We start from the raw sequence: 11,862 nt of genomic DNA, 5'->3' as shown, positions 1-11,862 counted from the left end.
GGCCTGCCTACTTCACCGTCATGCTCGGGCCGCCTTCGACCGACAGCACCAGCCGGCGGTTGGTGATCTTGGCCAGTTGCGCCAGGCGCCCGGCCGGCCGCTCGCCGTAGAGATCGGCAAGCGAGGACGGCAATACCAGCGCCAGGGTGCCATTGGCACGGCTTTCCCATTCCAGTCTCGGCATGATGCCAGGCATCGCGGCGGTCAGCAGATAGACGACACGCATCATCGCCGCCAGCACGCGGGCGCGCTCCAACAGGCGCGGTGGCGCTAGTGCCTTGATCTCTGGCGCGATGCCATCATTGAAAATGCCATCATGGCGATAGGCGCTGGCGAGCGCGAGATAGGCGCGGCCAGGATGGTCGACACCGATGAAAGAAGCATGCGCGATGATGTTCAGCGACTGCCTGCCGCGATATTCGGGATGCGCACGCCAGCCGATATCGGCAAGCAGGCAGGCGGCGTGCCGATAGCGCGCCTCGTCCTCCGTTTCGTCGATGCCGAAGGCCTTGAAGGCCTTGCCGGTCCATTCGACGAGGTCATGCGCGTGATGGACCGAACGCGAGCGCAGCAGAGCCAGTTCCTCAGCGGCCGAGATGAGCGGATCGGCGTTCTGCTCCTCCTCATCGAGCAGCGAATAGAGAAAGCCCTCGCGCACGCCCTGCGCCGAGACGACGATCTTCGACGGCTGCATCGCCGACATGATCTCCTGCAGCACGACGGCACCGTAGGGCAGCAGCGAGCGGCGGTTCTTGGAGACGCCCTCGATGCCCTTGACTTTCTCGACCTCGCCCTTGGCCACCTGCTTCAGGAAGTTCTGGGCTGCACCGTCGGCCGAAATCTCGTAGTGATGCATGACGCCGAGCGGGTAGTTGGTCATCTCCATGTGCAGGCGGGCGAGGTTTCGCCAGGTGCCGCCGACTGCGTAGAAGGCCCTGCCCTGTCCGCCCTTGAGTAGTTTCGCCCGCGCCAGTTCCTGGCGCGCGATTTTCTGCGCCTGAACGAGCGAATTCTTCGCCATGTCCTGCAGACGCAGGCCGCCGAGCGGCAGCGTTATGCCTTCGCCCATCGCCTCGCCCTTGATGTCGATCAATTCCAGGCTGCCACCGCCCAGATCGCCGGCGATACCGTTGGCGGGGTGAAAGCCGGAGATAACGCCGAGCGCCGAGTAGTAGGCTTCCTGGCGGCCGGAAAGCACCCGGATCTCGGTCTTCAGCACTTCCTCGGCGCGATGGATGAAATCCGGGCCGTTGACCGCCTCGCGGGCGGCGGCGGTCGCCAGCACATACATATGCTCGGCGCCGGCTTGATCGGAGAGCGCCCGAAAACGGCGGAATTCCTCCATCGAGCGCGTCACCGCATCCGGGTCGAGCTTTCCCGTCGATACGATGCCGCGGCCGAGACCCGCCAGCATCTTTTCGTTGAACAGCATGGTCGGCGAACGCGCCAATCCCTCATAGACGACGAGACGGATCGAGTTCGAGCCGATGTCGATGATGGACAGCGGACGGCGGTCCTGCAGCCGGCCCTGGGAAATGGACAACATCAGTTGGACGCTGCGGCGTTCTTCTTGCGGCGCTTGAACTGAGCGATCCGCTGGGGCGCATGCGACTTCAGCGCGTCACCCCGTCCCGATAGGCTCGGATTGGTCATGAAATATTCCTGCGCGTTGAACGGTTCCTCGCCCTCCTCCAGCACGACACGCCGGGAAGTTCCATCAGCCAATACGTCGAAACTTTGCTGATTGTCCATGATGTTGCCCAGCATGATCTGACCCAGAACCTGTTCATGCACAGTTGGATTGGTGATCGGCACCATGGTCTCGACACGGCGGTCGAGATTGCGCGGCATGAGGTCGGCGGAGGAGATGTAGACGATCGCCTCGTCCGCCGGCAGGCCGTGGCCATTGCCGAAGCAGTAGATGCGGCTGTGTTCGAGGAAGCGGCCGACGATCGACTTGACCCTTATGTTCTCCGACAGGCCCGGCACCTGCGGCCTAAGGCAGCATATGCCGCGCACCACGAGGTCGATTTCCACCCCGGCACGGCTGGCATCATAGAGCGCATCGATGATGATCGGGTCGACAAGCGAGTTCATCTTCATCCAGATGCGCGCCGGCCTGCCCTCCAGCGCGTGGGCGACTTCGTCCGATATGTGTTGGAGAATGCGATTTCTGAGCGTGAACGGCGAGATCGCGATACGCATCTCGGCGGTCGGCTCGGCATAGCCGGTGATGAAGTTGAACAGCTGGGCGACATCGCGCGCGATCGTCGCATCGGTGGTGAAGAAGGACAGGTCGGTGTAGATGCGCGCTGTGACCGGGTGGTAGTTGCCGGTGCCGAGATGCACGTAGTTGCGCAGCTTGCCGTCCTCGCGCCGCACCACCAGGGACATCTTGGCGTGGGTCTTGAGTTCGAGGAAACCGAACACAACCTGCACGCCGGCGCGTTCGAGATCGCGGGCCCAGCGGATGTTGGCTTCCTCGTCGAAACGGGCCTTGAGCTCGACCAGCGCCGTCACCGATTTGCCGGCCTCGGCCGCGTCGACCAGCGCACGCACGATCGGGCTGTCGTTGGAGGTGCGGTAGAGCGTCTGCTTGATCGCCACCACCTCGGGGTCGGCCATCGCCTGGCGCAGAAACTGCACCACCACATCGAAGGATTCGTAGGGGTGGTGGACGACGATGTCCTTCTCGCGGATGGCGGCGAAACAGTCGCCGCCATGCTCGCGGATGCGCTCTGGGAAGCGCGGATTGTAGGGCGTGAACTTCAAATCGTCGCGGGGGACGGAGACGATTTCCGAGATCTGGCTGAGCGCCAGCGGACCGGTGAGCACGCTGATACGGCTCGACGAGACGCCGAGCTCGCCGGCGACGAAATCGCGCAGTTCGGGCGGCATCAGCTTGTCGAACTCGATGCGGATCACCGAACCACGGCGGCGGCGCTTCAGCGCGGTCTCGAACAGGCGCACGAGATCTTCCGATTCTTCCTCCACCTCGATATCGCTGTCGCGGATGATACGGAATGTGCCGGAGCCCTTGACTTCATAGCCCGGGAAAAGCTTGCCGATATAAAGCCCCACCGCTTCCTCCAGCGGGATGAAGCGGACATGGTTCTTGCGATCCGGCAGCCGGATGAAGCGCTTCAGCGCTACCGGCAGGCGCAGCAGCGCACTCATCTCCTCGCCGTTCTTGCGATGGCGAAGCTGCAGCGCCATCGAGAAGCCGAGATTGGGAATGAACGGAAACGGATGCGCGGGGTCGATCGACAGCGGGGTGAGCACCGGAAACACCTGATCCTGGAAGTGTTCTTCCAGCCAGACCTTCTCGTCCTTGGTCAGCGCATCTCGCGTGATGCTCTCGATGCCTTCCTTGTTGAGCAGTATCGTCAGCGCCGAAAGGCTCTTCTGCTGATCTTCCTGCAGCCGCTCGACCTCGCGCAGCAGCTGTTCGAGCTGCTGTTCGGGCGTGCGGCCGTCAGGGCTCTTCAGCACGATGCCCTCGCGGACCTGACCGGCGAGGCCGGCGACGCGCACCATGAAGAACTCGTCGAGGTTGGCGGCCGAGATCGACAGGAAGCGCACGCGTTCGAGGAGCGGGTGGTGCTCGTTCAGCGATTCTTCGAGAACGCGGCGATTGAACTGCAGCCAGGAAAACTCCCGATTGACGAAACGGTCCGGATTGCCGCCCTGCGGGCTCGCCGCCTCGACATTGATGAATTCGCTCTGCACCGGCTTCAGTTCGTTCATGATTCCTGCTCTTCCCAGCCGCTGTCGTCCGAACGCCGCGCCCGCGAGGGTCGTCCGACGAATCGACACATACCCTCCCGTAACCGATTCCGGTTGCGGGGGTCAGGCATGACCGAGCTTAACTTATCCTCTGACAGGCTTTTGCAACAGTTTGATTTCATCGATCTTGCAAAGAGACGGGTTATGATCCAGATGCAATTGCAAGAGATCAGGAGACGACGATGGCAGGCGGTTCCATTCCCCATTTCCAGAACGATGCGGGCTACCCGGCGATCGACATCGGGGTCAAGGAATTCATGTGCACGGGCGCCAACCCGCCTTTCGACCACCCGCATGTGTTTCTCGATATGGGCGACGACAATGAGAAGGTCTGCCCCTATTGCTCGACGCTCTACCGCTATTCGCCAAAGCTGAAGGCGACGGAAACGGTGCCGGCCGGCTGTCTCTACATCGACCGGGCCGCCTGATTTCCAGCGGCTGAAATCATGCCCGATGCACAGCCCCGGCAGATCGTGATCGCCGGAGCTGGCGTCGCCGGGCTGACCGCGGCCCTGGCTTTCGGCGAACGCGGCTACCCCGCACAGCTGTTCGAACAGGCGGAGCGGCTGGACGCGGTGGGCGCCGGCATCCAGCTTTCTCCAAACGCGACACATATCCTACGCCAGCTCGGCGTGCTCGACCGGCTGCTGCCGGCAGCGGTGCGTCCGGAAGCAGTGGTGCTGAAGGACGCCGCGACGTTGCGCGAACTGGCGCGCGTGCCGCTGGGGCAAGCCGCCGAAAAACGTTGGGGGGCGCCTTATCTCGTCGCTCACCGGGCCGATCTGCAGAGCGCACTGACCGAACGCGTCGCCGAAAACCCGAATATTGCGCTCGTCACAGGCGCGCGCTTGAGCGATGTTGTCACAGGTGGCGATGGTGTGACGGCCACAGTCGAGAAGGACGGCAAGACCGTCCAGTCACAGGGCTTCCTTTTGGTCGGGGCCGATGGCGTATGGTCGTCGGTGCGCGCGGTTGTCGATCGGGCCCGGGGAGCGGCATCGCCGAGAAGCCGTTTTTCCGGCGAACTGGCCTGGCGCACCACTGTCGCTGCCGGCAGCGCCGCCGGACAAGCATTTGCCGCGATCGGCGCTACCGACAGCGTCACGACCTTCCTGCATCCGGGATTCCACATGGTCGCCTACCCCGTCAGCAAGGGTGACGCTTTCAACCTTGTCGCCTTCACCAGAGGCGAGCGCATTGCCGAGGGCTGGTCCGGGCATGCCGATCCCGGCATCCTCGCCGGCGCCATGCGCGGCACGGCCGCGGGCCTTGCAAGGCTGGTAGAAATGGCTGGCCCTTGGCTGACTTGGCCGCTCCATACAGTCGAACAGAAGCAGCCCTGGACGACGCCAGCCGGCATCGCTCTGATCGGTGACGCCGCACATGCGATGACCCCGTTCGCTGCACAAGGCGCGGCAATGGCCATCGAAGACGCGGCAACGCTTGCCAGCCTGGTGGCTGACTTCCCTGCCGATCTGCGTCAGAGCCTCACCATCTGGGAAAATCTCCGGCGGCCGCGCATCGTCAAGGTCATCCGGCGCGGTGCGCTTAACCGCCTCGCCTGGCATGCCTCGGGTCCGGTGGCATTCGCCCGCAACCTGGTTCTGGCGAAGCGGCCACCGGAAAAGCTCGTTGCGGATCTGGACTGGCTCTACGGATGGAGGTAGCGGAGGATCATCAGGCGTTAGCCCGCCAGGAAGTCCCATCTGTCTTGACGCAATGGTGAATTGTAGTTACATTTTTGTGGTTACTGCGCATGAACGAATTGCGGTTTGAATGGGATCCAGAAAAGGCAGCATCAAATCTGCGCAAGCATGGCGTGAGTTTCGAGACTGCCGTTCGTGTTTTCTCCGACCCTTTCGCGCTGGCGGTACAGGACAGAGTCGAAAACGGCGAATACCGTTGGCAGACCATCGGTAGGATTGACGGCACGCTCGTATTGCTTATTGCCCATGCCGATCGAGAAGAAGATGGAACCGAGGTTATACGGATCATTTCAGCGCGCAGAGCCACGACGAAAGAAAGAAGATATTATGCGCAAAATCGTTCGATTTGAATTCGACCCGACAAATCCCTCTCCGTTGACAGAAGCACAGAAGGCGGAAATCGCAGCGTTGAAAGCGCGCTCGCAAGATGACGTCGATACGAGCGACACTCCCGAATTGGCCGAAGAATTCTGGCAAAATGCTGCTCGAAATCCGCATTTCAGACCTATAAAGCAGCAACTGACCCTTCGCCTCGATTCCGACCTTGTCGCCTGGTTCAAGAGACGCACCCCCGATGGTCGGGGCTATCAGAGCGCGATCAACAAGGCACTACGCGACTATATGATGAGGCAGGATCGCAAAACGGGCTGACCGCTGCTGTCCAAATTTCAATTGTAAAGCCGCAGCGACAGCCCAAGCGAAGCCGGGAGCGGATTCCACCAGCCAGTGCGAAGCCCGGCCGTGCGCAGTGCCGCCGCCGTCCAGGTGTTGCAGCCGATCAGCGCGTTGAAACGGCCATTCGCCTCGTAGAAGCGGTCGAAGTTGGAGTAGCCCGCATTCTCGATCACGACCGGGCCGTTCTGCCCCTGCTGGAAGCTGGCCGCGATATAATCGAGCAACGCCGCGAACCGATCCTCGCCAATGTCGAAGCCAGCGACGTCAGGATGCGGCTCGGCGATCGCGCCGGCGACATCGACATGCATCACAGAGGCATCGAGCGTCATCGCCTTGACCACTGGCACCGCCTTTAGTTGCGACCATGTTGGCGTTTCAAGATAGAAGGCGCGACCACCCCAGCCGAAGATGATGTAGCGCACCTCGGGTGCGTCGGCCGGAAGGCCGGCCTCGGTCAGGAAATGAAAACGCCTGCGAACCGCGTCGTCCACCGGGATGGCGATGTCGGTGTGGATCGGGTTCTTCAGCACCAATATGCGCCGCGTGCTCTCGCCAGCGGCGGCCGCCGGCCAGAGCGGGCGTGGCACCAGCGTGCCGAGGACGGCGGCAAGCATGAACATGGCTGCCAACATGGCCAGGAAACGCAGGGGCTTTTTCATCGGTGTCCGGTTTGGGGGCTCCCTCTCCTCGACGGCAGCGACCATGGCCGATCGCCATATGCAAAAAGCCCGGCCGTGGTGCCGCCGGGCTTGTTTTGAACCGGTGCCGGAGCGCTCAGTGCAAGATCTGCGACAGGAACAGTTTCGTACGCTCGTGGCGCGGATGATCGAAGAATTCGGCCGGTGTGTTCTGCTCGACGATCTGGCCCTGATCCATGAAGATCACCCGGTTGGCGACCTTGCGGGCAAAGCCCATTTCGTGCGTGACGCACAGCATGGTCATGCCTTCCTCGGCAAGGCCGACCATGGTCTCCAGCACTTCCTTGATCATTTCCGGGTCGAGCGCCGAGGTCGGCTCGTCGAACAGCATGATGCGCGGGTTCATGCACAGCGAACGGGCGATCGCCACGCGCTGCTGCTGGCCGCCGGAGAGCTGGCCCGGATACTTGTTGGCCTGCTCCGGAATCTTGACGCGCTTGAGGAAATGCATGGCGATTTCCTCGGCCTGCTTCTTCGGCGTCTTGCGCACCCAAATCGGCGCCAACGTGCAGTTCTCCAGGATGGTCAGGTGCGGGAACAGATTGAAGTGCTGGAACACCATGCCGACCTCGCGGCGCACTTCGTCGATCTTCTTCAGATCATTGGTCAGTTCCTTGCCGTCGACGATGATCTTGCCCTTCTGGTGCTCTTCCAGGCGGTTGATGCAGCGGATCATCGTCGACTTGCCGGAGCCGGACGGGCCGCAGATGACGATGCGCTCGCCGCGCATAACCTTGAGGTTGATGTCCTTCAGCACATGAAACTCGCCGTACCATTTGTGCATGGCGATGATGTCGATGGCGACATCGGTGGTCGAGATGTGCATCTTGGCGGCATTGACCTTGAGCTCTTCCGCGCTGACGGCGTTTTCGGTGGCCATGACAGGATCCCCTTATTCTTTTGTTTAGCGTCTGTAGCCGGTGTCGAGTCGGCGTTCGGTGTACATCGAATAGCGCGACATGCCGAAGCAGAACAGCCAGAACACGAAGGCGGCGAAGACCAGACCGGATTTCGCGGTCTGTGGCGTCGCCCAATTGGCGTCCGAGAAATTCTGTTTGACGACGCCGAGCAGGTCGAACATCGAGATGATGAGAACCAGACTGGTGTCCTTGAACATGCCGATGAAGGTGTTGACGATGCCGGGGATGACCAGCTTCAGCGCCTGCGGCAGCACGATCAGCCCCATCTTCTGCCAGTAGCCGAGGCCAAGCGAATCGGCGCCTTCATACTGGCCCTTCGGGATCGCCTGCAGGCCGCCGCGCACGACTTCGGCCATATAGGCCGCCGCAAACAGCGACACGCCGATCAATGCCCTGAGAAACTTGTCGAAGGTGACCCCAGCCGGCAGGAACAGCGGCAGCATGACGCTGACGAAGAACAGAACGGTGATCAGCGGGATGCCGCGCACCGTCTCGATGAAGACCACACAAAGCGTCTTGACGATCGGCATCTTCGAACGCCGGCCGAGCGCCAGCACAGTGCCCAGCGGTAGCGACACGGCAATGCCGACGAAGGACAGGCTGAGCGTTACCAGCAGGCCGCCCCACCGCGAGGTCTCGACATGCGGCAGGCCGAACATGCCGCCGATCAGCAGAACGAACGAAACGATCGGCAACACCAGGAAGAGCAGGATCGCGTTCAGTCCCTTGCGCGGCACGCGCGGGATCAGCATCGGCACCAGCAGCGCCACGAACAGGATGGCGACCAGAATCGGGCGCCAGCGCTCCTCGATCGGATAGGTGCCGAACATGAACTGGCCGAACTTGGCATTGACGAAGGCCCAGCACGCGCCGCTCCAGCCGTCCGGCTGAATGCCGCCTTGCGCAACGGTGGCGCAGACAGTGCGATTCGGCCCTGTCCACTGGGCATTGATGAACGCCCAGTTGATGATCTGCGGCAGGATCATGACGACCAGCGCGATGCCTATGATGGTCAGGATCGTGTCACCGACCGAACCGACCAGGTTCTTGCGCACCCAGGCCGTTGGGCCGCGCACGCTTGCTGGCGCAGGCTGCGCCAGCACCATCTCGGCACGCACCCAGGACATGTCGTGTTCCTGCATGGCTCTACCTTTCCACCAGCGCCATCTTGGCGTTGACCACGTTCATGACGGCCGAGGTCACAAGGCTGAGTATGAGGTAGGCGACCATCATGATCAGCACGCCTTCGACCGCCTGTCCGGTCTGGTTGAGCACGGTGCCGGCGGTCGCCGTCAGGTCCGGATAGCCGATGGCGATCGCCAGCGACGAGTTCTTGGTCAGGTTGAGATACTGGCTGGTCAGCGGCGGGATCACGATGCGCATGGCCTGCGGCACCACGACGAGCCGCAAAATCGGCCCCGAGCGCAAGCCCAGGGCGCCGGCCGCCTCGGTCTGGCCTTTGCTGACCCCCCTGATGCCGGCGCGCACGATCTCGGCGATGAAGGCTGCCGTGTAGCAGGACAGAGCCAGATAGAGCGACAGGAACTCCGGCTTGACCTGGAAGCCGCCGGTCAGGTTGAAGGTCGACTGTTTCGGCAGATCAAAGGTGAGCGGCATTCCGCTGAGCAGGAAAGCGAGCAGCGGCAGGCCAACGATCAGCGCGAAGGAGGTCCAGAACACCGGGAATTGCTGGCCGGTCGCCATCTGGCGCTGGCGCGCCCTGCGGGCGACGAACCATGCCATGGCAACAGCCACGACGAGCGCCACCAGGATCAGCCAGGAACCCTCGCCCCAGATGGTGCGCGGAAAATAGAAGCCGCGCTGGTTGAGGAAGGAACCAAACGGCAGATGGATACTGTCACGTGGCGCCGGCAGCACGGCAAGCACGCCGGAATACCAGAAGAAGATGACCAGCAGCGGCGGGATGTTGCGAAAGATCTCAACATAGACCGTGCAGATCTTCTGGATCAGCCAGTTCTGCGACAGGCGGCCGATGCCGATGACGAAGCCGATGATGGTGGCGGTGATGATGCCGGCGACGGCGACGATGATCGTGTTGATCAGGCCGACGACGATGGCGCGGCCGTAAGTATCGTCAGACGTGTAGGCGATCGGCGTGTCCGAGATATCGAACCCGGCACGTCCCTTGAGGAAGCCGAAGCCGGAGGCGATGTGCAGGCGCTGCAGATTGTCGATGACGTTCTGCACGATCCACCACACAGAGCCGAACAGAACGATGACGACAAGCGTCTGGAAGAAGAGACTGCGGACTTTCGGATCATTGACGAAGGAAGCCCGGCTGGACTCCTCGCGAAGAACTTCCTGCGATGCCATTCGACCGTCCCCTGGAAAGAGAAACCGGGAGGCAGATGATATGCCTCCCGGATCACATTTCAATCAGCGGATCGGCGGAGCATATTGCAGGCCGCCCTTGGTCCACAGCGCGTTGATGCCGCGAGCGATCTTGAGCGGGCTGCCCGAGCCGACATTGCGATCGAACATTTCGCCGTAATTGCCGACGGCCTTGACGATGTTGACGACCCAGTCATTGGAGACGCCGAGATCGGTGCCGATCTTGGTGTCGGCTTCCTGGCCGAGCACGCGCTTGATCTCGGGGCTTGTCGAGTTCTTCATCTCATCGACATTGGCCTTGGTGATGCCAAGTTCCTCGGCGTCGAGCAGCGCGAAATAGGTCCACTTGACGATATGGTACCACTGGTCGTCGCCCTGGCGCACCGCCGGTCCGAGCGGCTCCTTGGAGATGATCTCGGGCAGCACGACGTGATCGGCTGGCGAGCCGAGAGTGAGGCGGATGCCGTAGAGACCCGACTGGTCGGTGGTGTAGACATCGCAGCGGCCGGCATCGTAGGCGGCATTGACCTCTTCGAGCTTCTCGAAGACGACCGGATTGTACTCCATCTTGTTCGCCTTGAAGTAGTCGGCGAGATTGAGCTCGGTGGTGGTGCCGCTCTGCACGCAGACGGCGGCGCCCGAAAGCTGGAGCGCCGAATTGACGCCCGGCAGTTTCTTGGCGTTGATCATGAAACCCTGGCCGTCATAGTAGGTGGTGCCGACGAAATTCAGGCCAAGTGCTGTGTCGCGGTTGATGGTCCAGGTGGTGTTGCGCGACAGAACGTCGACCTCGCCGGACTGCAGGGCGGTGAAGCGCTCCTTGGCGCTGAGCGGCGTGAACTTGACCTTGGTGCCGTCACCGAAGACAGCGGCTGCAACGGCGCGGCAGAAATCCGCGTCGATGCCTTGCCAGTCACCCTTGTCATCCGGCGCCGAGAAGCCGGCCAAACCTGTCGAGACGCCACACTGGATGAAGCCCTTCGCCTTGACGGTGTCGAGCGTGCTCGCCGAAGCGGCCGACGCCATAATCCCCAGCGTGGCGGCGCCAAGAATGCCGAAAGCAATATGTTTCATGACCCACAGACCCTTTTCTCTGTTTTCAGGCAAACCCTGATCTTTTTTCCCGTGTGAACGCAGTTCCCATCCCGGCCCATTCCCGGAACCCCGCATCGCAACCGACGCGCTGCCTCCCATTCACGGACGGCATCGAAGGCGATAATTCCCGTGAGGTCAAGGGAAATGACCGAATCCGAACGTGTTTGAAAATCGATTGCCCTGTTTGCCTGAATTGCAGACAAACGCACCCGCAATTTGATCAGTGTGCAAATAAAGCCGGCAAAGCGCATTCAACACAATGCGAGGCCGCGGTAACGAAATCCGTCTTGGCAATAGCTTTGGCGCTACTGATCTGGACGCGCTATGAATTGGTCCTTCCGAAGACTGTCACCAGGGCTGCGGCCTTGGAACGCGCGAGACAGGAGCCTCGTTCCGGCCGCCGCCATCAACGCGCCGGAAATGCGCGGGATCAACTGGGCCGTGACTGCCTTTTCCCGGGGAAACGAGGACGGCGATGCCGGCGACCCCCACCATGTTCATGACGCCGACGAGGAACAGCAGGGCGATCAGCACCACGCACCTGGCAGCGAGGTCGGCGCCTGGCCGCGACGCCGATCCCTTGAGAATTGGCACATTCGAAGTCCATTCCTGGCGGGTGCTGGGCTGTTG

General features: G+C 61.9%; 12 protein-coding genes. 4 read left to right on the top strand and 8 right to left on the bottom strand.

The window, feature by feature from the left end:
• Nucleotides 1–7 precede the first annotated feature (7 nt).
• Together ppx and FJ548_RS14455 are read right to left on the bottom strand one after the other, a co-directional pair.
• Complete coding sequence (gene ppx / locus FJ548_RS14460; RefSeq protein ID WP_140611333.1) at nt 8–1,546, bottom strand: exopolyphosphatase; 1,539 nt, start codon at nt 1,544–1,546, stop codon at nt 8–10.
• Complete coding sequence (locus FJ548_RS14455; protein ID WP_140611335.1) at nt 1,546–3,747, bottom strand: RNA degradosome polyphosphate kinase; 2,202 nt, start codon at nt 3,745–3,747, stop codon at nt 1,546–1,548. The genes ppx and FJ548_RS14455 overlap by 1 nt, the downstream gene beginning before the upstream one ends.
• A 221-nt stretch (nt 3,748–3,968) precedes the next feature.
• On the opposite strand from FJ548_RS14455, the gene FJ548_RS14450 reads away from it, so the two are divergent.
• The 4 genes from FJ548_RS14450 (at nt 3,969) to FJ548_RS14435 (ending at nt 6,143) form a co-directional block, all read left to right on the top strand.
• Entirely contained in the window at nt 3,969–4,214 is a 246-nt protein-coding gene (locus FJ548_RS14450) for a zinc-finger domain-containing protein (RefSeq protein WP_140611337.1), read from the top strand.
• Between the two features lie 18 nt (nt 4,215–4,232).
• Nucleotides 4,233–5,453 carry an FAD-dependent monooxygenase gene (locus FJ548_RS14445; RefSeq protein WP_140611339.1) on the top strand — a complete coding sequence of 407 codons (1,221 nt, stop codon included), beginning with the start codon at nt 4,233–4,235 and terminating at the stop codon, nt 5,451–5,453.
• Nucleotides 5,454–5,542: 89 nt separating this feature from the next.
• Nucleotides 5,543–5,842, top strand: coding sequence for a BrnT family toxin (locus FJ548_RS14440; RefSeq protein ID WP_140611341.1), 300 nt, complete (start codon nt 5,543–5,545; stop codon nt 5,840–5,842).
• Complete coding sequence (locus FJ548_RS14435; protein ID WP_140611343.1) at nt 5,820–6,143, top strand: BrnA antitoxin family protein; 324 nt, start codon at nt 5,820–5,822, stop codon at nt 6,141–6,143. Before FJ548_RS14440 ends, FJ548_RS14435 begins: the two co-directional genes overlap by 23 nt.
• 17 nt (nt 6,144–6,160) lie before the next feature.
• On the opposite strand, the gene FJ548_RS14430 is transcribed toward FJ548_RS14435, so the two are convergent.
• The 6 genes from FJ548_RS14430 to FJ548_RS14405 all read right to left on the bottom strand — a co-directional run bounded on the left by FJ548_RS14430 (nt 6,161) and on the right by FJ548_RS14405 (nt 11,826).
• Nucleotides 6,161–6,826 (bottom strand): TIGR02117 family protein, encoded by a 666-nt coding sequence (locus FJ548_RS14430; RefSeq protein ID WP_140696207.1) that lies wholly within the window; start codon nt 6,824–6,826, stop codon nt 6,161–6,163.
• A gap of 115 nt (nt 6,827–6,941) precedes the next feature.
• Nucleotides 6,942–7,745, bottom strand: a complete 804-nt coding sequence (locus FJ548_RS14425) for an amino acid ABC transporter ATP-binding protein (RefSeq protein WP_140611345.1) — start codon at nt 7,743–7,745, stop codon at nt 6,942–6,944.
• Between the two features lie 24 nt (nt 7,746–7,769).
• The gene (locus tag FJ548_RS14420) at nt 7,770–8,927 is read right to left on the bottom strand and encodes an amino acid ABC transporter permease (protein ID WP_140611347.1); all 1,158 of its coding nucleotides are present in this window, start codon (nt 8,925–8,927) and stop codon (nt 7,770–7,772) included.
• 4 nt (nt 8,928–8,931) lie between these two features.
• Nucleotides 8,932–10,119 carry an amino acid ABC transporter permease gene (locus FJ548_RS14415; RefSeq protein WP_140611349.1) on the bottom strand — a complete coding sequence of 396 codons (1,188 nt, stop codon included), beginning with the start codon at nt 10,117–10,119 and terminating at the stop codon, nt 8,932–8,934.
• A gap of 63 nt (nt 10,120–10,182) precedes the next feature.
• Entirely contained in the window at nt 10,183–11,211 is a 1,029-nt protein-coding gene (locus FJ548_RS14410; protein ID WP_140611351.1) for an amino acid ABC transporter substrate-binding protein, read from the bottom strand.
• A 369-nt stretch (nt 11,212–11,580) separates the two neighbouring features.
• Nucleotides 11,581–11,826 carry a hypothetical protein gene (locus FJ548_RS14405; RefSeq protein WP_140611353.1) on the bottom strand — a complete coding sequence of 82 codons (246 nt, stop codon included), beginning with the start codon at nt 11,824–11,826 and terminating at the stop codon, nt 11,581–11,583.
• Nucleotides 11,827–11,862 lie beyond the last annotated feature (36 nt).

It is taken from the genome of Mesorhizobium sp. B2-4-17 (assembly GCF_006441275.1).
Lineage (GTDB): Bacteria > Pseudomonadota > Alphaproteobacteria > Rhizobiales > Rhizobiaceae > Mesorhizobium.
This window is presented reverse-complemented; position numbering and strand designations above follow the sequence as displayed.